This window comes from Herbaspirillum sp. CF444 (assembly GCF_000282135.1).
Classification (GTDB): domain Bacteria; phylum Pseudomonadota; class Gammaproteobacteria; order Burkholderiales; family Burkholderiaceae_D; genus Herbaspirillum.
In genome coordinates this window covers 36,839-56,522 of the sequence record NZ_AKJW01000118.1, presented here as the reverse complement: position 1 = coordinate 56,522, position 19,684 = coordinate 36,839, and the positions used below count along the sequence as shown (strand labels likewise).

General features: G+C 60.4%; 17 protein-coding genes. 10 read left to right on the top strand and 7 right to left on the bottom strand.

Translation table 11 applies throughout. The annotated features are described in order from the left end of the window. The first annotated feature begins 127 nt into the window (after positions 1-127). Both PMI16_RS24440 and PMI16_RS24435 read left to right on the top strand, forming a co-directional pair. Positions 128-1,075 (top strand): TauD/TfdA dioxygenase family protein, encoded by a 948-nt coding sequence (locus PMI16_RS24440; RefSeq protein WP_007884591.1) that lies wholly within the window; start codon positions 128-130, stop codon positions 1,073-1,075. An 8-nt stretch (positions 1,076-1,083) separates the two neighbouring features. Next, positions 1,084-2,529 (top strand): FAD/NAD(P)-binding protein, encoded by a 1,446-nt coding sequence (locus tag PMI16_RS24435; RefSeq protein ID WP_007884590.1) that lies wholly within the window; start codon positions 1,084-1,086, stop codon positions 2,527-2,529. A 325-nt stretch (positions 2,530-2,854) separates the two neighbouring features. On the opposite strand, the gene PMI16_RS24430 is transcribed toward PMI16_RS24435, so the two are convergent. The 4 genes from PMI16_RS24430 to PMI16_RS24415 all read right to left on the bottom strand — a co-directional run bounded on the left by PMI16_RS24430 (position 2,855) and on the right by PMI16_RS24415 (position 5,413). Next, positions 2,855-3,124: a hypothetical protein gene (locus PMI16_RS24430; RefSeq protein ID WP_007884588.1), complete on the bottom strand. Its 270-nt coding sequence runs from the start codon at positions 3,122-3,124 to the stop codon at positions 2,855-2,857. A gap of 488 nt (positions 3,125-3,612) precedes the next feature. Beyond that, on the bottom strand, positions 3,613-3,897 hold the full coding sequence (locus PMI16_RS24425; RefSeq protein WP_007884584.1) for a DUF4148 domain-containing protein: 285 nt from the start codon (positions 3,895-3,897) through the stop codon (positions 3,613-3,615). A 268-nt stretch (positions 3,898-4,165) separates the two neighbouring features. Further along, the gene (locus tag PMI16_RS24420) at positions 4,166-4,951 is read right to left on the bottom strand and encodes a DUF2145 domain-containing protein (protein ID WP_007884583.1); all 786 of its coding nucleotides are present in this window, start codon (positions 4,949-4,951) and stop codon (positions 4,166-4,168) included. Positions 4,952-4,993: 42 nt separating this feature from the next. After that, positions 4,994-5,413 (bottom strand): hypothetical protein, encoded by a 420-nt coding sequence (locus tag PMI16_RS24415; protein WP_007884581.1) that lies wholly within the window; start codon positions 5,411-5,413, stop codon positions 4,994-4,996. Between the two features lie 165 nt (positions 5,414-5,578). Between PMI16_RS24415 and PMI16_RS24410 the strand changes: the two genes are divergently transcribed. Next, positions 5,579-6,322 carry a helix-turn-helix domain-containing protein gene (locus tag PMI16_RS24410; protein WP_007884580.1) on the top strand — a complete coding sequence of 248 codons (744 nt, stop codon included), beginning with the start codon at positions 5,579-5,581 and terminating at the stop codon, positions 6,320-6,322. A 6-nt stretch (positions 6,323-6,328) separates the two neighbouring features. On the opposite strand, the gene PMI16_RS24405 is transcribed toward PMI16_RS24410, so the two are convergent. Continuing rightward, positions 6,329-7,213 carry a LysR family transcriptional regulator gene (locus PMI16_RS24405; protein WP_007884579.1) on the bottom strand — a complete coding sequence of 295 codons (885 nt, stop codon included), beginning with the start codon at positions 7,211-7,213 and terminating at the stop codon, positions 6,329-6,331. A 180-nt stretch (positions 7,214-7,393) separates the two neighbouring features. Here PMI16_RS24405 and PMI16_RS24400 point away from each other — a divergent pair, with 180 nt between their 5' ends. Beyond that, positions 7,394-8,053 carry a peroxiredoxin-like family protein gene (locus PMI16_RS24400; protein ID WP_007884578.1) on the top strand — a complete coding sequence of 220 codons (660 nt, stop codon included), beginning with the start codon at positions 7,394-7,396 and terminating at the stop codon, positions 8,051-8,053. 282 nt (positions 8,054-8,335) lie between these two features. Here PMI16_RS24400 and PMI16_RS24395 read toward each other — a convergent pair whose 3' ends face one another. Together PMI16_RS24395 and PMI16_RS24390 are read right to left on the bottom strand one after the other, a co-directional pair. After that, complete coding sequence (locus PMI16_RS24395; RefSeq protein WP_007884577.1) at positions 8,336-9,352, bottom strand: response regulator transcription factor; 1,017 nt, start codon at positions 9,350-9,352, stop codon at positions 8,336-8,338. After that, positions 9,330-12,833 carry a hybrid sensor histidine kinase/response regulator gene (locus PMI16_RS24390; RefSeq protein ID WP_034382204.1) on the bottom strand — a complete coding sequence of 1,168 codons (3,504 nt, stop codon included), beginning with the start codon at positions 12,831-12,833 and terminating at the stop codon, positions 9,330-9,332. Before PMI16_RS24390 ends, PMI16_RS24395 begins: the two co-directional genes overlap by 23 nt. A gap of 566 nt (positions 12,834-13,399) precedes the next feature. Here PMI16_RS24390 and urtA point away from each other — a divergent pair. The 6 genes from urtA to PMI16_RS24360 all read left to right on the top strand — a co-directional run bounded on the left by urtA (position 13,400) and on the right by PMI16_RS24360 (position 19,657). Next, positions 13,400-14,662 (top strand): urea ABC transporter substrate-binding protein, encoded by a 1,263-nt coding sequence (gene urtA, locus PMI16_RS24385; RefSeq protein ID WP_007884574.1) that lies wholly within the window; start codon positions 13,400-13,402, stop codon positions 14,660-14,662. Between the two features lie 282 nt (positions 14,663-14,944). After that, positions 14,945-15,862: an urea ABC transporter permease subunit UrtB gene (gene urtB, locus PMI16_RS24380; protein WP_007884573.1), complete on the top strand. Its 918-nt coding sequence runs from the start codon at positions 14,945-14,947 to the stop codon at positions 15,860-15,862. Between the two features lie 61 nt (positions 15,863-15,923). After that, complete coding sequence (gene urtC / locus PMI16_RS24375) at positions 15,924-17,111, top strand: urea ABC transporter permease subunit UrtC (RefSeq protein WP_007884571.1); 1,188 nt, start codon at positions 15,924-15,926, stop codon at positions 17,109-17,111. Further along, the gene (gene urtD / locus PMI16_RS24370) at positions 17,108-17,875 is read left to right on the top strand and encodes an urea ABC transporter ATP-binding protein UrtD (protein WP_007884565.1); all 768 of its coding nucleotides are present in this window, start codon (positions 17,108-17,110) and stop codon (positions 17,873-17,875) included. The genes urtC and urtD overlap by 4 nt, the downstream gene beginning before the upstream one ends. Positions 17,876-17,894: 19 nt before the next feature. Further along, positions 17,895-18,584 carry an urea ABC transporter ATP-binding subunit UrtE gene (gene urtE, locus PMI16_RS24365; RefSeq protein ID WP_007884563.1) on the top strand — a complete coding sequence of 230 codons (690 nt, stop codon included), beginning with the start codon at positions 17,895-17,897 and terminating at the stop codon, positions 18,582-18,584. 50 nt (positions 18,585-18,634) lie between these two features. Beyond that, entirely contained in the window at positions 18,635-19,657 is a 1,023-nt protein-coding gene (locus PMI16_RS24360) for an aliphatic amidase (protein WP_007884559.1), read from the top strand. The last annotated feature ends 27 nt before the right edge of the window (positions 19,658-19,684 follow it).

Genomic DNA, 19,684 nt, shown 5'->3' with positions numbered 1-19,684 from the left:
CGCGTTGTCGAGCGCGGTTTTTTCGTGCGGCAATTTGTCTTCTAAAGTTATGCGAATTCCTTCTTGGACTAGCCTGAATTGCGCTTCCTATAATCGCTTGCACATTTCATCGGCTACCGGAGGCAACATGAACGCGATTGCAGGCAAGACTGTTCCGATTTACGAAAAGATTGTTGTCAAGCCGCAGGCAGTGCACATCGGCGCCGAGATCTCCGGCGTCGACCTGCGTACGCCGCTCGATGCCACGACCATTGCGGAGATCCGTGCAGCGCTGCTGCAATGGAAAGTCGTCTTCTTCCGCGATCAAGCGCTGGACCATGCGCAGCATGTGGCGTTCGGCAAACAATTCGGCGATCTGACGGTCGGTCATCCGGTGTTCGGCTACGAGCCGGGCCATCCGGAAATCTATTCAGTCGGACGCGACCGCTTCAAGAATCGTTTCGACGGTCCGCGTCTGGTGCGCCCGTGGACCGGCTGGCATACCGACGTGACCGCCGCGATCAATCCGCCGGCCGCATCGATCTTGCGCGGCGTGGCGATTCCGCCGTATGGCGGCGACACGCAATGGACCAACCTGGTCGCTGCCTATCAGGGACTGTCGCCGACGCTGCGCGCCTTCGTCGACACCCTGCAGGGCGAACATCGCTTTACGCCGCCCGAAGGCAATCGCGCCACGCAAGACTTCGTCAACAAGGTGGCGGCGACGCCGTTGGTCAGTCATCACCCGCTGGTGCGCGTGCATCCCGAAACCGGCGAGAAGGCGCTGTACGTCAGCCCCGGTTTCCTCAAGAACATCGTCGGCCTGCATCCGCGCGAGAGCGAGCAATTGCTGGCGTTGCTGTTCGAGCACGTGGTGCGCCCGGAATACACGGTGCGCTTCAAATGGGAAGAAGGTTCGCTGGCATTCTGGGATAACCGTTCGACCGCGCATCTGGCGCCGGTGGATATTTACGATACCGATTTCGAGCGTCAGCTGTATCGCATCACATTGGTCGGCGATGTGCCGGTCGGTCCCGACGGCAAGCCCTCGGTCGGCGTCGAGGGACAGCCTGTCGTCGCGCACAGCGTCGAATAGGGGCGGCGATGTCTCGTATTGAAACCGTGCCGCGCTCAGTGGCCATCATCGGCGGCGGCATGTCCGGCACGCTGGCGGCGATTCGTCTGATCCGCCAGGCGCGTACGCCGTTGCTGATCCGCCTCTTCGATCCCAATCCGGAACTGGGACGCGGCGTCGCCTATGGCACTACTGATTTCAGCCATCGCCTGAACGGGCCGGCCAAGGCGTTCAGCCTGCGACCGGATGACGCCAATCATTTTGCCGACTGGCTGCAGGCGCGCGCCAATCGCTCCGGCTGGCGCGATTTTGACGATGGGCTGCTGGCCTTCGCGCCACGCTGGCTATATGGCGACTACATTCGCGCCGAGCTCACCGAAGCATTGAATGTCGCGGCACCTGGGGTCGAACTGGAGCATGTGCTCGCACGCGTCGACGACATCGTGCAGGAGCACAACCGGGTGCGCATCAAGGTCGATGCGCATCGCGAGTTCTTGGCCGACCATGTCTTGCTGGCGCCCGGCGTATTCAAGGCGCGGCCGGGTTTTGCCGTTGCGCAGGCACTGCACGACGACGGGCGTTATCTTGCCGATCCATGGAATCCGGAAGCACTCGACAAACTGAAGAACGTCGAGGATGTGCTGCTGGTCGGCAGCAGCCTGACCATGATCGACGCCGTGGTGTCGCTGGAAGCACGCGGCTATCGCGGCAACTACCAGGTTGTCTCGCGCCGCGGGCTGGTGCCGGTCGGTCGCAGCGAGACGCAGGCCTGGCCGGAATTTCTTACCGATGTCGCGGCGCCGGTCTCCGCGCGTGCAGTGCTGCGCGCAGTGCGCGTGCAAATCGCCAGGGCGAAGGCTGCGGGTGAAGACTGGCAGCGCGTTGTACTCGCAGTACGGCCGCATCTGACGCGTCTGTGGCAAGGTGCTTCACTGGTCGAGCGACAGCGTTTCATGCGTCACGTGCGCGCCTATTGGGATATGTTCCTGCATCGCGTGCCGCCGCCGAGCGCCGCGGTCTTCGAGGCGGTGCGGGCCAGCGGTCGCTTGCATTTGCATACTGGTACGCCGACTGCGGTGCAATCCTCTGCGGACGGCAGGCTCGATGTCTGGGTGCGTTTGCGCGGCGGATCGCTGGAGACGACCTTGCGCAGCGACGCCGTCATCAATTGCACCGGTTTCGAATACGTATGGAAGCGCGTGAGCGACCAGCCCTTGCCGGCGCGATTGCTGGAAAAAGGATATGTGCGCCCGAGCGCGCTTGGCCTCGGGATCGATGCCGATCCACAGACGCTGGCGGTGATCGGCATCGACGGCAAAGCGTCTGGCAATATTTCCACCATGGGTTTGCCGTTGCGCGGCGTGCTGTTTGAATCCGGCACCATTGCCGAGCTGTTGCGGCAGGCGGTATTGTTGGCGCCGCTCCTGGATGCGGCCGGACAGTATGTGGATAAGGAAGAGCGCGACGCCGCCTGATCATGACAAATCCGAGCATGCATACTTGGATTGATTCTTTGATGCGCAGAGGCAAGAGCGATATAGTGGAATCTCTCCCCTTTGCTTCATGATTTGCGGTGTTGTTGTGAAATCGAAGGAAAGCAGGATGGTGCTTACTCCCGCGGCATCGTCCTCATGTCGGCAGCACCGACATGTGAGCAGATTCAAATGCGCGGCCACTTTGCAGATAGCACTGGGCGGCGCGAATCTACTCACATGTCGGTGTTATTTTTTTGCCCTGCAAAATCAAAAAGCCCCTCACGGCGACGTGCGGGGCTTTTGTTTTGGTCCGGCGGGAAATAATTTATTTTTTGTAACTGTAGACGCCGATGCGCGCGTTCGGATCGATCTGGCGGATGTAAAGTTGATAAGTATCGCCGCTGCTGGTTTTCAGTTTTGCCATCTTGCTTTGTTTGCAACACGATGGGCACGCCACTTTCTTTTCCTGTATCGGACGCGCGTCCGGAGACAGTTGCAACATGAGCTGTCCGCAATGCGGACATGCCAGGCTGATGTCTTGCGCAAACATGCTTGCGTGGGCAGCAGCCTTGTCGGCCGGGTTGTTCGATTTCATCGTCGATTATTCTTATAAGGGTTGCCGGTTATAACCAAAGCCGGGGGTGCAACTCCCCGAATCCAGGTGGAGCAAGTCGGTGAATGTATCACACTTTTATTGGCGCGCCCGCGATTTGCCATCGGCAAATTTTTGCACAAATCGTCAGCGGATTTTTTCGGCGTGAACGGATGTGCAGACTGTCTTCGCGGAACAGCAAGTATAAAAATATTGCATGAGATTTGGAACGACTGTTTACGACTTTGCTTAAACAAAAACGGCAAAAGGAAGGAGCGAAAACGGAGATGAAAAAGCAGTGAGGAAGGGCGTGCAGAATCAGACCCGGGAGAACAGCGCAACACAGATCGATCGCAAATGGACGACATGATCCGCGGCGACCTTGCGCGGCAGCCTCGCAGGAAAGCGAAAAGGAACAGTCAACAAAGATAGTCCGCCGGCGGCATTACGCCGGGGGCGGACCATCTGTCATCGGCATGTGCTGCAACCGATTAGTGCGTGGTGTTGATGTAGTTGTTGCGGGCGATGTCGCCGCCTTTGCCCAACTCAGCCACGACTTCGGCGCGGGTCTTGGCCGATGCGACAGGTGCAGGGTTGAAGGTTTCCTGATAGTTCTTGCGACCGAGATCGCCGCCGGCTTGCTTGAGTTCGGCGACAACTTCAGCGCGGCTCTTGGTGGACACGAAAGGCTGGTCGACCGGATATTGGGTTTCTGCAAAAGCGGAACCAGCGGCGGCGATCAGGGCGGTAGCGGCGATAATTTTAGCGATGTTCATTTCATTCTCTCTGAGTAAATGGTTGATGCAAATAAGGCAAAAAGTGAAGCCGTGAAGTGAAACCGGGGTTGGTTCGTTCGGGCTCAGTACCGATCTGGGATCGGAGTTTTGTTTTGCAACCAGATATTTCAGCGTTATCCGAAAATAGAATGACTGATATAAAGAGATCGTCTAACTGAGACGCCAGACGAGACGCGAAGAAATGCCCGCAGCGCGTCGTGCATTTCTTCGCAAATCCGCTCCCTGACTGGCGTTGCCGATGTTCCGATCAGAGATTGACAACGATGCGCGCGAGCTGCATTCCCGATTGTTCCAGAAAAGCGAATACAGAATCTGCGCCGATGGTCTCTATGCGATCGCTGAAACGTTTCTCGTTGGGATGATCGTCGAAGGCAATGTTGGCCTTGAACATCCTTCCGCCCAGACGCGTCATCGGACCAAGGTTCAGCACCGTAGGTTCATAGCCTTTGAACTTCAGCCACGCCTGCGCCTGCTCGCGATTGCGGATGGCGGACTCTTGCGCCATTGCAAGCGTTTCCAATACCCATTGATTGGACTGCTGGTACTTCGTGCTCCATGCGTAGGACAGCATGTTGTAGCTCGGCGTGTGTTCGGCCAGCACTTTTTGCGGATCGGTGAGCACGGCGCGCAGGCGTTGCTGTACTTCCGGCGTCGGCACCGCGATCGCGGTTTCGAAGCGGAACGGATCGTCGAGGAAGAACTGTCCCATCCCCTGCTCGTAAATATTGCTGACCGCCGTGCCGCATTCGTTGAGCTTGTGCACGATGGTCCAGCTGCCCTTGTCCTTGTAGGCGAAACCGATGTGCGAATAGTGCTGCTTGTATTTGCTCAGGTCCTGGCCGACGCGGCCGATGACGACAACGTCGGCGCCGCTGGCGTCGAGTTGCCCGACGGTCTTGACCGCCAGTGTGATGCCCTTGGCGACCATGTTCTCGGTGGGCGGTTTCTGTTCGCATCCCTGGCCGGCATGACCGACCGTCGGCAGCAGCAAGCAGAAGGAAGTGGCGGCGGCGAGCAAGAATTTTTTATGCATGTTGTGCTCTCTGTGATGGCGTGATGGTGTGACGGGCGACTATCAGGAAATCTTCTTGCTCTTCATGAGCGCCTTGCCCAGTTCATTGGGAATGATCGCCAGCACTTGTCCGGCGCTGACCAGCAGCATGCCGGCCGATGTCGCCGTGGCCTTGATGCTGGCGCCGACGCCGACCGAAGCGGCGCCGCTGACATTGGCGCTCACGGTGACCGAGCCGCGCACGCCGGTGCCGATCTTCTCCAGTACATACACTGAACCCTTGCCCGATGCCTCTACGCCTTTGACCAGGTATTCGCCGCCTTCGGAGATGAACATCGCCGGCGCAACCACCGACGCCACGACCGAAATCGCCGAGGCGTCGCTGGCGGTGGATTGCGCGGCGACCGGATTGGACAGCAGGGTGCAAGACAATGCGCAGCTCAGTGCAAGGGTGCGGACGAAGGACAGTGGTGATGTGTTCATGTTGTTCTCTCTGTGATGTTGTCGGGATGCGCTTCCGTTGAGCGCAGACGGACTGTAGCAAAGGTATTGAAAAATGGGTCATGAATGCTGGTAGAATCGAAAAATTATGAATTAAGTATCGAAATTCGATACTTCAATCGCATTGCATCGCACAGAGAGAACAACATGGCCCAGGCAGACGCGCTCATCGGCGCATTGAAAAACGTATTGAAGGCGCGCGGCGTGACCTATGCCAAATTGGGAAAAGGACTGGGCCTGAGCGAAGCCAGCGTCAAACGCGTCTTCGCCGAAAAGAGTTTTACGCTGGAACGTTTCGATCAGGTCTGCTCGCTGCTGAACATACAGATCAGCGACTTGGCGCGCATGGTCGCGCACGAGTCGGTCACGCCGGTGCAACTGACGCGGGAGCAGGAGAGCAAGCTGGTCGCCGACCCGCGCTTGCTGCTGATCGCCGTGCATGCGGTCAATCACTGGACGCTGGAAGAGATCGTGGAAGCCTTTGCGTTCACCAAGGCCGAATGCATCCGCCTGCTGGCGCGCCTGGACAAGCTGGGCATCATCGACCTGCTGCCCAACAACAAGATCAGGGTGCGCGTGGCGCCGGATTTCCAATGGCTGCCGGGCGGCCCCATCCAGCAGTATTTTCGCGCGCAGTTGAAGAATGATTTCTTCAATTCGCGCTTCGACGGCAAGGGTGAAAAGATGATGATGGTCAGCGGCATGCTGTCGCACGCCAGCAATGAAGTCGTGCAGCAGCACATGCGTCGCTTGGGCGCCGAGTTCTCGGCGCTGCATCATCAGGATCTGGAATTGCCGCTGGAGCAGCGTTTCGGCACCAGCTTCATCATGGCCGTACGGCCGTGGACGCCGGAGGCGTTCAAGGCTGTGCAGCGTAAAAGCGGCAAATAAGATTTCCTATCGGGCCGACAGCAGTTCCTCGACATAGGCGATAAACGCCCGCGCCTTGGCGCTGGCCATGCGTCCGCCCGGATACACCGCCCACAAGTCGACCGGCGGCAATTCCCACTCGGTCAGCACGCGTTGCAATGCGCCGCTGGCCAGTTCCGGTTCGAACATCCATTCCGACGAAATTGCCAGTCCCATGTCGGCCAGCACCGCGGCGCGCACGCCTTCGGCGGCGTTGACCCTGATGCGGCCGCTGACGGCGACGGAGACTTCGGTGCTGCCGCGCCGGAATTCCCAGCTGCCGCCGCCGACCCGGCCGTAGATGACGGCGCTATGGCAACCCAGATCGGCCGGCGTGGCGGGAACGCCGCGTCTGGCGAAGTAGGCCGGCGTGCCGACCACCGAACGCGGGCTCTGCGCGATCTTGCGCGCCGTCATGCCGGAGTCGGTGAGCGAACCCATGCGCAGGGCAACGTCGATGCCTTCTTCGAGCATGTCGATATGGCGATCGTCGAGCACGATGTCGAGGCTCAGTTGCGGATGCAGGTCGAGGAAGGGTTGCAGGTAGGGCAGGATGCGCAGGCGGGTAAACGTCACCGCCGCACAGATGCGCAGCGGCCCCGACAAACCGGTGCCGGCATCGCGCGCGCTGCGTTCGGCTGCGTCGGCTTCTTCGATGGCGCGCAGGGCGCGTTCGTAAAAACGCTGGCCTGCTTCGGTCGGCGTCAGGCCGCGCGTGGAGCGCAGCAGCAGGCGCACGCCGAGGCGTTCTTCCAGCTGCGCGATCGTCTTCGACACGGCCGGCTGGCCTACTTCCAGCCGGCGCGCGGCGCCCGAGAACGAGCCCGATTCGACCACGTTGACGAAGGTTGCCATCGCATTCAGCCTGTCCATTTGTATTCCTCCCTGGAATTTGTCGTGACGCGATGATTGGTGGTTTTGTGCGTCAGGAGCATAGTTTATTCCAATTTGGAATGAATCATATGCCGTGCGCCTGCGTTCTCAGGCCTGCCCGATTGGCAGAAGATGCATCCGTCGATTGCACTTCCGCGATCCCCAACCAGGAGAATCATCATGACATTGCAAGCCAGACTGGACGCCTTCAAAGCCGATTTCGTCGCCGGCAAGCCACCCTACAACGCGCCCGCCGCAATCCATCCGATCATGGCCCGCGCCACCGCCGAACTGATCGCTTCCGGCCAGGCCGGCCGTGCATTGAAGGCAGGCGATAAAGCGCCCTCGTTCACGCTCAACGATCCCGACGGCAAGTCGGTGTCGTCCGCCGATCTGTTGGCGCAAGGTCCGCTGATCCTCAGTTTCTATCGCGGCGTCTGGTGCCCTTATTGCAATATGGAGCTGCTTGCTTTGCAAGAAACGCTGCCCGCGTTTCGCGCAGCCGGCGCCAGCCTGGTGGCGATCTCGCCGCAGACGGCGCCCAACAGCCGCAAGTCGATGCGCAACAACAATCTGGGATTCCCCATCCTGAGCGACACGCACAACGACGTCGCCGCTGCCTTCGGTTTGCGTTTTGCCCTGCCAGACTATCTGGTCGACCTGTACAAGATGCTCAAGAACGACCTGCCGACGTTCAACGGCGACGACAGCTGGACGCTGCCGATGCCGGCGCGCTATGTGGTAGCACAGGACGGCACTATTTTGTACGCCGAGGTCAATCCCGACTACACCCACCGTCCGGAGCCGGAAGACATGCTGCACGTCCTGCCGTCCGCCTGAGCCCATCTGTGTCGCCCGGACGACGGCTGCCCTGCGTCCATGCAGGCGCAGCCGTATATCGCTCCGGCGGCAGCCATCGACCGCCACTTTTCACGCGAAGGCGCGGCATATCGTCATCAATGGAAGGAATCGTTTTCGCGGTGGCCGGAATCCGGAAGGCCATGGCCAGAGCACAGAAAAATTCTTGGATGAGTTTGATCGGACGCTGGTGCGAGAGAAGGTCGGGGCTGTTACCGTAGCCGATCATTGCATTCTTGCAGGCGCCATATTCTGGGGGCAGATCTATTGCAACAGCCCGCTGCCGCTCCTCGGCGTCTGCTGCGCACCGTTCGCCATCACTGCCGCTGCCGAACGGGTCTCCACGCCGAGTTTGACGAAGATGTGTTCCAGATGCTTGTTGACCGTGCGCGGACTCATGCCAAGGATGTCGGCGATGTCGCGGTTGGTTTTTCCCTTGCCCAGCCACATCAGCACATCGCTTTCGCGCGGCGTCAGGTGGAAACTTTCCAGCGCGAGCGGATTGGCTGCGGGTTCGCTGCCGGCCGCAGGATGCATCGACGCCGTGGCCGTGGCGGCAGCGATGTTTTTTTCCTCCAGCAGCAGGGTGATTTCGTGCCCCTGTCCGGCAGCCGAAAGGGCGATGCGCAATTCGCAGTCGCCTTGCGTCATCACCAGCGGACGGATGTCGCCGCCGCCCATGCTCTGTCGTTGGCGCACCAGGCTTTCGTTGAGCCAGGATTGCAGCATCGCCGGCAATTTGTGGCTGGCGTTCGCATTGACGCCGACGGGGAAATATTTTTCCAGCCACAGCGATGCCTTGCTGGTCTGCCACAGCGAGAGACCGTTGCCGCCGAGGACGATGACGGCGTGCGCGGCGTGTTCCAGCATGCCGCGCGCCTGCGACATCATGCGCGCGGTCTTGATGTGGGCGCCGATGCGGGCGACGACTTCCTGCGGCTTGATCGGCTTGGTGACGTAGTCGATGCCGCCGACTTCGAAGCCGCGCACCACGTGTTCGGTTTCGGTCAGCCCGGTCATGAACACCACCGGCACGTGGTTGACGCTCTTGATCAGCTTGATGCGCTTGCAGGTTTCGAAACCGTCGATGCCGGGCATCATCGCGTCGAGCAGGATCAGGTCCGGCGTGATGTAGTCGAGCCGCTCCAGCGCGCTGATGCCGTCGGTGGCGACCAGCACGATGTGGCCGCTCTCGTCGAGCGAATCGGACAGCATGGCGAGGTTGTCGGGCTTGTCGTCGACGATCAGGACGACATGCCTATCGGACGTTGTTGACATCATGACGAATCATCTCCTTGATGCGGGTGACATATTCATTCAGGCGAAACTGTTTGACCAGTTGCCGGAGTTCCGTGGTGAAGGGCAGGTAAGCGGAATTCTGTTGTTCCATCTCGTCGAGTTTCCTGATGATGCCCTTGGCGTAACCGATGGAGCCGAGCTCCAGCAGCGCCTGCAGTTTTTCCTGCGAGGGCACCAGCATCATCGGTTGGGCGGTGACGATTTTTTTCTCAGGAGCGGATGGCGGTAAAGGTGGCGGCGCCGATTCCGATGTCCCGGGCGAGGATACCCAGTCGATGCGCAGCTGCTGTTTTATCTTGGACAGCAATTCGCTGTACGACACCGGCTTGACGACGAAGTCGTTATAAAGAGGCGGATCGCCGCCATCGTTGCTGCGTTCGTTGCCGCGCTCGTGTCCGCTTTCGAAAGCATTGGCCGAGACGATGATGATCGGCAGCTGCGCCAGGCCGCGCGCGCGGATGGCGCGCGCCACCGACCAGCCGTCCATCATCGGCATGGCGATGTCGAGCAGCACCAGGTCCGGCGTCGGCGTACGGTGCGCCAGTTCTTCCAGGCAGGCGATGCCGCCGTCGGCCTCGATCACCTCGAAGCCCAGCGGCAGCAGCATCTCCTTGAGCAGCAGGCGTTGCGAGGCCTGGTCGTCGACCACCAGCACGCGCTTGGAGGGACCGATATAGCCCGACATCTGGTCTTCCAGTTTCAGGCGCGGGCGCGGCACGTGCACTTCCGGCAGATAGATCTTCAGGTGGAAACTGCTGCCGCTGCCGACCTTGCTCTTGACCGCCAGTTCGCCGCCCATGATATGGGTGAGCATGCTGCTGATGGCCAGTCCCAGGCCGGTGCCGATGTCTTCGCGCAGGTTGGCGGCATTGCTGCGTTCGAACGGCAGGAAGATGCGTTCGAGGTCGTCGTCGGCAATGCCGATGCCGGTGTCGATGATGTCGAAGTAGGCGATCTCGCGCAGGTAGCGCACGCGCACCGTCACGCCGCCGCGGTCGGTGAACTTGACGGCGTTGCCGAGCAGGTTGATGAGGATCTGGCGCAGGCGCTTCTGGTCGGCGTGCACGATGTGCGGAATGCGGCCGGTTTTCTCGAAGCGGAAGCTCAGGCCCTTTTGCTCGGCTTGCGGCGCGAACATGCCGGCGATCTGTTCGAGGAATTCCGATAGCGCCAGTTCGTCCGAGGCCAGCCGCATCTTGCCGGCTTCTATCTTGGCGATGTCGAGCAGGCCGTCGATCAGGCTCAGCAGATGTTCGCCGCTGCGCCGGATCACCGCGATGGCGTCCTTGCGCGCCGGCGGAATCGTCGCATCGACATGCAGGATCTGCGCATAGCCGAGGATGCTGTTCAGGGGCGTGCGCAGTTCGTGGCTCATGCCGGTGACGAAGCGGCTCTTGGCGAGGTTGGCGGATTCGGCGGCTTCCTTGGCGCGTTGCAGTTCGGCGTCGGTTTGTTTGTGCGCCTCGATTTCCTGCAGCAGCAGATTGGTCTGGCGTTCCGATTCTTCATGCGCGACGCTGCGGCTTTCGTTGGTCAGGATCAGCCACCACGAGCCGACGCCGATCAATACCAGCAGCGTGCAGAACAGCTTGATGAAAATGCTCTGGATGGAATCGGGACCGCTGGGCGTCAGGCCGGAGATGCCCGCCATCTGCTGGAAGTACAGCATCCACAGCACCACCGCCAGCCCGCCCGAGATCAGGCCGAACACGATCAGGTAATGGCCGATGCGGGTGTTGAGCTTGAGCGTGAAGCGCGCCGGCAGCAGTGCTTGCAAGGTGCTGAACACCTGGTTCGGCAGGCGCGCCGCCGGCGTCTTGCAGCGGTCGTTGCAACGGGCGTCGAGCGAACAGCACAGCGAACAGATCGCGCCCTGGTAGGCCGGGCAATGCGCCATGTCGGGAGTCTCGAACTGATTGCCGCAGATGACGCAGTCGAGCTGGGCATGTTGGTGGCCGTGTTCTTTGTACGCGTACTTATTTTCGTGCGCCGCCAGCGTGTCCTTGCGCGCAATGTAATAGCGGCTCTTCGTGGCGATGGCGATCAGAGGCGCAGCCAGCAAGGCCGTGCCGAGCGCGATGAACGGCGACATCGCCGCCGCCAGTTTGCCGAGCACGCCGGCCATGGCAATGGCCGAGAGGATGGACGCAATCGCCATCGAACCGACGCCCACCGGATTGATGTCGTACAGGTGGGCGCGCTTGAATTCGATGTGCGCCGGGCTCAGCTTCAGCGGCTTGTTGATCACCAGGTCCGACACCACCGCACCGATCCACGAAATCGCCACCAGGCTGTACAGCGCCAGCACGTGCTCCAGTGCATTGAAGACGCCGAGCTCCATCAGCAGCACCGCGATCAGCACATTGAACACCAGCCACACCACGCGGCCCGGATGGCTGTGCGTCAGCCGCGCAAAAAAATTGGACCATGCCAGCGAACCGGCGTAAGCATTGGTGACGTTGATCTTGATCTGCGACACCACCACGAACAGCGCCACCGCACCCAGCACCAGCGCCGGATTGGAAAACACGTACTGATAGCCGATCAGATACATCTGGGTCGGCTCCACCGCCTTGCCCATCGGCACTTCATGCTGGATCGCGAGGAAGGCCAGCAGCGCGCCGCCCAGCATCTTCGCCCCGCCCAGCAAGATCCATCCCGGCCCGGCCAGCAGCAGCGCGGTCCACCAGCGGCCGCGATTGGCTTGTGTTTTCTCCGGCAGGAAGCGCAGGAAGTCGACCTGCTCGCCGATCTGCGCGATCAGCGAAAACGCCACCGTCGCCGCCGCGCCGAACAGATAGATGTTGAACGAACCGCCTTCTTCGGCACGACCGGCGAAGGTGATCAGATTGGTGAGCGCTTCCGGTTCTTTATAGAGGACGCAGATATAAGGCAGCGTCAGCAGCACGATCCACACCGGCTGCGTCCACATCTGCAGGCGGTTGATCAGCGTGATGCCGTAGGCCACCATGGGGATCACGATCAGCGAGCACAGCACGTAGCCGTACACCAGCGGCAGGCCGAAATAGATTTCGATGGCCTGCGCCATGATGGCCGCCTCCAGCGCGAAGAAGATGAAGGTGAAGCTGGCGTAGATCAGCGAGGTGACGGTCGAGCCGATGTAGCCGAAGCCGGCGCCGCGCGTGAGCAGGTCCATGTCGACGCCGTACTTGGCGGCGTAATAACTGATCGGCAGACCGGTCAGGAAGAACAGCACCACCACGCAGGCAATCGCCCAGAAGGTGTTGGTAAATCCATAACTCAGCGTGATCGCGCCACTGATCGCTTCCAGCGCCAGGAACGAGGTCGCGCCCAGCGCCGTGTTGGCCAGACGGAACTCCGACCAGCGCCGGAACGAGCGCGGCGTATAGCGCAGCGCGTAGTCTTCCAGCGTCTCGTTGGCGACCCAGGTGTTGTAGTCGCGCCGGACTTTGACGATGCGTTGTATGGCGGGATTGGTCACATTTTGCTCGCGTTCATGGTGGCGGCCAGTATCGCTGAGGCCGTTGCCGTCCGCCGTGCAACATGCCGGCAGGACGAAACCCTTTGCAGGGCAGAGCAACATCCTTGCGACTGCCGCTCCGTGAAAGCAATTTTCAAACCAATCGGTATGTGAGGGCATACGTCAAATGACGTATGCCGGAACGCCGCTTCCGGCCTGATTCACCAAAACGCAGCGTCCTTGCGGTCTGCTGTCAAGCGCCCGGAGAAAGCGTCGCCGGAAAAACGCACCAATACCATGCCGCGCATGAGCGAAAGCTGTGCGGCCGGGCGGTTTTTTCCACGCCCGGCATGCGCAGATTTTTACGTCAAACAACGTATTGTTGCGCCGCATCGCAAAACCTATTCTTCGTCCCAGAACGAACGGAAAGAACAACCGGCAGGGAGAAAAACTCGCATGCGATGCAGCGCCACGCTGTGGTCATGCGATGGCAATGGGCCGGTCTTTCCACTCGTTTCGAAGCTCTGTGAGTTCCCTGACTTTCTCTGACCAGCACAACAACCAATAACGCTCGAAAGGAGTACCGCATGTCGCACCGTTCCTCTTCCAAACCGCCTTCATCCCAACGCCGCAAGATCATGATGGGCATCGTCGCCGGTGCCGCCGGTGCTGCCATGGCGCTCCCGGGCCTGGCCATGGCGCAGCAGTTCCCGACCGCCAAGGTCAATACCACCAAGCTGGCCATCACCGACACCGAAGTCACCGTCGGCCAGTTGCATTCGGCCACCGGCACCATGGCGATCAGCGAAACCGGTTCGATCCAGGCCGAACGCCTGGCCATCGACCAGATCAATTCCATGGGCGGCATCCTCGGCCGCAAGATCAAGATCATCCAGGAAGACGGCGCCAGCGACTGGCCGACCTTCGCCGAAAAGGCCAAGAAGCTGCTCGAGAACGATCACGTCGCCGCCGTGTTCGGCTGCTGGACATCTGCCTCGCGCAAGGCCGTGCTGCCGGTCTTCGAAAAAGACAACGGCCTGCTTTACTACCCGACTTTCTATGAAGGCCTGGAGCAATCCAAGAACGTCTTCTACACCGGCCAGGAAGCCACGCAGCAAGTGCTGGCCGGCCTCAACTGGGTAGCAAAAGAGAAGAAGGCCAAGACTTTCTTCCTGATCGGTTCCGACTACATCTGGCCGCGCACTTCCAACAAGATCGCCCGCAAGCACATCGAAAACGTGCTCAAGGGTTCGGTGGTCGGCGAAGAGTACTACCCGCTCGGCAACACCCAGTTCGGCTCGCTGATCAACAAGATCAAGCTGAAGAAGCCGGATGTGATTTTTGCCGACGTGGTCGGCGGCAGCAACGTCGCGTTCTACAAGCAATTGAAGGCAGCCGGCGTGACCGCCAAGACGCAGAACCTGCTGACCATCTCCGTGACCGAAGATGAAATGCTAGGCATCGGCGGCGAAAACGTCGAAGGCTTCTACGCCTCGATGAAGTATTTTCAAAGCCTCGACAACCCGAACAACAAGAAATTCGTGGCCGAGTTCAAGGCCAAGTTCGGCGCCAACTCGGTGATCGGCGACGTCACGCAGGCAGCTTACCTCGGCCCGTGGCTGTGGAAGGCCGCGGTTGAAAAAGCCGGCAGCTTCGACGTCGACAAGGTGGTCGCCGCCTCGCCGGGACTTGAGCTGAAGACTGCGCCGGAAGGCTACGTCAAGGTCCACGCCAACCATCACCTGTGGAGCAAGACCCGCATCGGCGAAGCGCAGAAGGACGGTCAGTTCAAGGTCATCTACGAGTCCGATCTGATCGAGCCGAATCCTTTCCCCAAGGGTTACCAATAAGCACTGCTGATCATTTCTCGGTCGTCCTGACGAAAGTCAGGACCCGGCGTCGTAACAGTCGTAACAGGTGGGCAGCGAGCAGCGGTGAGGCGCGCAACGTCACTGGGTCCCAGCGTGCGCTGGGACGACGGTGAGGGGGCAGCGGTCAATGGATTCTGATTTGTTGGCAGCAAAGCGGCGGCGTCTGTAGTGACATGCGGGCGTTGCCGCCCATGTAGTTTTCACGTCGTTGCGGCATCTAGAAAATGCATTTTCATTTCATCACTCAGGGCGGGAGTCAACATGGTTTCTCTATCCGAATTTTTCGCCATCTTCGCGATGCAAGGCTTCAACGGCCTGTCGGTGTTTTGCGTGTTGCTGCTGATGGCCCTGGGCCTGGCGATCATCTTCGGGCAGATGGGCGTGATCAACATGGCGCACGGAGAGTTCCTGACCATCGGCGCTTACATCACGTATCTGCTGTCGCATCTGACCACGACCTATGCGCCCAGCCTGCAGCCTTACTATTTTTTCGGCGCGGTGGTGCTGTCCTTCCTGGTCGCTTACGGTTTCGGCTATCTCACCGAGCTGCTGCTGATCAGCCGTCTCTATAAACGCCCGCTCGACACGCTGCTGGCGACCTGGGGCCTGAGCCTGGCGATGCAGCAGACCTTCCGCTCGATCTTCGGCGCCAAGGAAGTCAGCGCGACCCTGCCGGATTGGCTGCTCGGCTCCTTCAAGCCGACCGACGCCATCGACATCCCGATCAACGGCCTGTTCATGATGGCGCTGACGGTGCTGCTGACCGGCACCATCTTCATCCTGCTGTTCCGTTCGCGCTGGGGCCTGCAAGTGCGCGCCACGATGCAGAACCGCGTCATGAGCGGCGCCGTCGGCATCAATACCCGCAAGGTCGACCGCACCACCTTCGCTCTTGGCTGCGGCGTGGCGGGCGTAGCCGGCGCGGCGTTCACCACGATCGGCTCGACCGGTCCCACCAGCGGCTCGCTGTACATCGTCGACACCTTCCTGGTGGTGGTGTTCGGCGGCGCGCAAAGCCTGATCGGCACGATTGCTTCGGCCTTCTCGATTGCGCAGACGCAGTCCACCGCCGAGTTCTTCCTGACCGGTTCGATGGCCAAGGTGCTGACGCTGTCGGCGGTGATCCTGATCCTGATGCTACGTCCGCAAGGCCTGTTCTCGGTACGCGTTCGCAAATAAGCGCAAATAAGCGCAAGTAAGTGATGACGTCTTTCAGATTTCTCCTCCGCGAGGTTCGACAATGAATGCAGCATACGAAAAAATATTGGGCGGCAGATCCGGATTGGCCGGGCTGCTGATACTGGGCGTGCTGTTGCTGGTGATCTTTCCGTTGGGCCTGGATATCTTCCGTCTTAACCTGGTCGGCAAATATCTGTCCTACGCCTTCGTCGCCGTCGGCCTGGTGCTGTGCTGGGGCTACGGCGGCATCCTGAGCCTGGGACAGGGCGTGTTCTTCGGCGTCGGCGGCTATTGCATGGCGATGTTCCTGAAGCTGGAAGCATCGGACCCGATCAGCACCAAGATCCAGTCCACGCCCGGCATCCCCGACTTCATGGACTGGAACCAGATCACGTCGCTGCCGGCGATGTGGCAGCCCTTCCATAGCTTCAGCTTCACCGTGCTCGCCGTGCTGGCGGTGCCGACCTTGCTGGCGCTGATCATCGGCATGGCGATGTTCAAGCGCCGCGTCGGCGACGTGTATTTCTCGATCGTGACGCAGGCGATTGCGGCGATCCTGTCGATCCTGATCATCGGCCAGCAGGGCCTGACCGGCGGCGTCAACGGCATCACCGATCTGAAGACGATGATGGGCTGGGATATCCGCACCGACAGCGCCAAGATGATCCTGTATTTCGTCAATGCAGGTCTGCTGTTCGCCTGCATCCTGTTCGGTCGCTACATCCTGACCTCCAAGCTCGGCCGCCTGCTGATGGCGATGCGCGACAAGGAGGAGCGCGTGCGCTTCTCCGGCTACGACGTCGCCAGCTTCAAGGTGTTCGTGTTCTGCGTGGCGGCGATGTTCTCGGCCATCGGCGGCGCCATGTTCACCTTGCAGGTCGGCTTCATGTCGCCGTCCTTCGTCGGCATCGTGCCGTCGATCGAGATGGTGATCTACGCCGCGGTGGGCGGTCGCATGTCGCTGCTCGGCGCGGTGTACGGCACGCTGCTGGTCAACTTCGGCAAGACGTATTTCTCCGAGACTTTCCCCGAGCTGTGGCTGTTCCTGATGGGCGGTTTGTTCATCGCGGTGGTGATGTACTTCCCCAACGGCCTGGCCGGCGTGTATGAAAAACAGGGCAAGCGCTTGATGGCGAAACTGTCCCGTAAAAAAGCAACACCACCCGAACCGGTGAAGCCAAAAGCCGTAGCCAAGACCGATTCGACCGATATCCATCTCGACGGCGCCAACCTGGAGGCCAGCAAATGAGCAACGCACCCATCGGATTCGAATCGACCGACCATCCAGTTCTGGCGATAGAGGACCTGACGGTTTCCTTCGACGGCTTCAAGGCGGTCGACAAGCTCAACCTGTACGTCCAGCGCAATGAAGTGCGCGTGGTGATCGGCCCCAACGGCGCCGGCAAGACCACCGTACTGGACCTGATCTGCGGAAAGACGCAGGCGACCTCGGGCAGCATCCGCTTCAACAACCACGAGCTGACCAAGATGAGCGAACACGCCATCGTGCGAGTCGGCGTCGGCCGCAAGTTCCAGACGCCGTCGATCTACGAAAACCTCAGCGTGTTCGAGAACCTGGAGATGTCCTTCCCGCGCGGTCGCAAGGTGTTCGGCGCGCTGACCTTCAAGCGCACCGCCGACGTGGTGGCGCGCGTCGAGTCGGTGGCGGCGGAGATCTTCCTCGACCAGCATCTGTACACCCAGGCCGACCTGCTGTCGCACGGCCAGAAGCAGTGGCTGGAGATCGGCATGCTGCTGATGCAGGAACCGGAGCTGCTGATGCTGGACGAACCGGTCGCCGGCATGAGCGTGTCCGAGCGCGAAAAGACCGCGCAACTGCTGGGTCGTATCAGCCAGGGTCGCTCGGTGGTGGTGATCGAGCACGACATGGATTTCGTCAAGAGCATCGCGCACAAGGTGACTGTGCTGCATCAGGGAAAAATCCTCGCCGAAGGCAGCATGGACAAGGTGCAGTCTGACCCGAAGGTTATCGACGTCTATTTAGGTCACTAATTCATTCCCGGAGCCAGCCATGTTCAACGTATCCAATCTTGCTTCCGGCTACGGCCAGAGCGCCGTCATCCACGACATCAACCTGTCGGTGGCGAAGGAAGAAATCGTCGCCGTCATGGGCCGCAACGGCATGGGCAAGACCACGCTGTTCAAGACGCTGATGGGCATCCTGCCGCTGCGCGACGGCAGCATCAAGATCGACGGCGTCGAACTCGGCGCCATGGAAAGCCATCAGCGCGTCTCGCGCGGCGTGGCCTACGTGCCGCAGGGCCGCATGATTTTTCCCGGCATGACGGTGCTGGAAAACATCCAGACCGGCCTTGCCGCCGATGCACGCGGCAAGGTGCCGGACGAGCTGTACGCGCTGTTCCCGGTGCTGTACGAGATGCGCAGCCGCAAGGGCGGCAACCTGTCTGGCGGGCAGCAACAGCAACTGGCGATTGCACGCGCACTGGCAACCAATCCGCGCGTGCTGTTGCTGGACGAGCCGACCGAAGGCATACAGCCGTCCATCATCAAGGACATCGCGCGCAGCCTGAAAGAGATCCGCAAGATCCGCGAGCTCACCATCATCGTGTCGGAACAGGTGCTGAGCTTCACGCTGGAAATCGCCGACCGTTTCTTGGTGATCGACAAGGGCCGTTTCGTCTATGAAGACACGCGCGCCAACGTCGATGCACCGACCATCAGCAAGTATTTGTCGGTCTGATTTTTCTGCGCAGTTCATTTGTATATCGGCAGTCTTTAAGGAGGAGCACCATGAGGCACGGAGACATATCAAGCAGTAAAGACGCGGTAGGCGTGGCGGTCGTCAATTACAAGATGCCGCGCCTGCACAACCGCGCAGAGGTGATGGACAACGTCAACAAGATCGCGGCGATGCTGGTCGGCATGAAGCAGGGCTTGCCCGGCCTCGATCTTGTCGTTTTTCCGGAGTACTCGACGCACGGCATCATGTACGACGAGAAGGAAATGTACGACACCGCCGCCAGCATTCCCGGCGAAGAAACGCGCGTGTTTTCGGATGCCTGCCGCATCGCCGGCGTCTGGGGCGTGTTCTCGCTGACCGGCGAGCGCCATGAAGAACATCCGCACAAGGCGCCCTACAACACGCTGATCCTGATCGACAACCAGGGCGAGATCGTGCAGAAGTACCGCAAGATCATGCCGTGGACGCCGATCGAGGGCTGGTATCCGGGCGACACGACTTACGTCTGCGACGGTCCCAAGGGATTGAAGATCAGCCTGATCATCTGCGACGACGGCAACTATCCGGAAATCTGGCGCGACTGCGCCATGAAGGGCGCCGAGCTGATCGTGCGCTGCCAGGGTTACATGTATCCGGCCAAGGACCAGCAGGTGCTGGTGTCGAAGGCCATGGCGTGGATGAACAACGTCTATGTCGCCGTCGCCAACGCGGCCGGCTTCGACGGCGTGTATTCCTACTTCGGCCACTCGGCGATCATCGGTTTCGACGGCCGCACGCTGGGCGAATGCGAGACCGAAGAGATGGGCATTCAGTATGCCGAGCTGTCGGTCGGCGCGATTCGCGATGCGCGCCGCAACTGGCAGTCGCAGAACCATCTGTTCAAGCTGCTGCATCGCGGCTACACCGGCAAGATTAATTCCGGCGAGTCGTCGGCGGGCGTGGCCGATTGTCCCTTCGATTTCTACAAGACCTGGGTCAACGATCCGCAGGCTGCGCGCGCCAAGGTTGAAGCCATCACGCGCAAGACCGCCGGCACGCCGGAATGCCCGGTGCCGGGCATTCCCAACGAATAACCGCTCATTCATACAGATCCCACACGA

Excerpts from the sequence above, each read along its gene's own strand:
- PMI16_RS24420 (WP_007884583.1), bottom strand. The coding sequence starts at position 4,951 with ATGCATAAAAAATTCTTGCTCGCCGCCGCCACTTCCTTCTGCTTGCTG.
- PMI16_RS24415 (WP_007884581.1), bottom strand. The coding sequence starts at position 5,413 with ATGAACACATCACCACTGTCCTTCGTCCGCACCCTTGCACTGAGCTGC.
- PMI16_RS24400 (WP_007884578.1), top strand. The coding sequence starts at position 7,394 with ATGACATTGCAAGCCAGACTGGACGCCTTCAAAGCCGATTTCGTCGCC.
- PMI16_RS24360 (WP_007884559.1), top strand. The coding sequence starts at position 18,635 with ATGAGGCACGGAGACATATCAAGCAGTAAAGACGCGGTAGGCGTGGCG.
- PMI16_RS24435 (WP_007884590.1), top strand. The coding sequence starts at position 1,084 with ATGTCTCGTATTGAAACCGTGCCGCGCTCAGTGGCCATCATCGGCGGC.
- urtE (WP_007884563.1), top strand. The coding sequence starts at position 17,895 with ATGTTCAACGTATCCAATCTTGCTTCCGGCTACGGCCAGAGCGCCGTC.
- urtC (WP_007884571.1), top strand. The coding sequence starts at position 15,924 with ATGAATGCAGCATACGAAAAAATATTGGGCGGCAGATCCGGATTGGCC.
- PMI16_RS24410 (WP_007884580.1), top strand. The coding sequence starts at position 5,579 with ATGGCCCAGGCAGACGCGCTCATCGGCGCATTGAAAAACGTATTGAAG.
- PMI16_RS24395 (WP_007884577.1), bottom strand. The coding sequence starts at position 9,352 with ATGATGTCAACAACGTCCGATAGGCATGTCGTCCTGATCGTCGACGAC.
- PMI16_RS24405 (WP_007884579.1), bottom strand. The coding sequence starts at position 7,213 with ATGGACAGGCTGAATGCGATGGCAACCTTCGTCAACGTGGTCGAATCG.
- urtA (WP_007884574.1), top strand. The coding sequence starts at position 13,400 with ATGTCGCACCGTTCCTCTTCCAAACCGCCTTCATCCCAACGCCGCAAG.
- PMI16_RS24425 (WP_007884584.1), bottom strand. The coding sequence starts at position 3,897 with ATGAACATCGCTAAAATTATCGCCGCTACCGCCCTGATCGCCGCCGCT.
- PMI16_RS24440 (WP_007884591.1), top strand. The coding sequence starts at position 128 with ATGAACGCGATTGCAGGCAAGACTGTTCCGATTTACGAAAAGATTGTT.
- urtD (WP_007884565.1), top strand. The coding sequence starts at position 17,108 with ATGAGCAACGCACCCATCGGATTCGAATCGACCGACCATCCAGTTCTG.
- PMI16_RS24430 (WP_007884588.1), bottom strand. The coding sequence starts at position 3,124 with ATGAAATCGAACAACCCGGCCGACAAGGCTGCTGCCCACGCAAGCATG.
- urtB (WP_007884573.1), top strand. The coding sequence starts at position 14,945 with ATGGTTTCTCTATCCGAATTTTTCGCCATCTTCGCGATGCAAGGCTTC.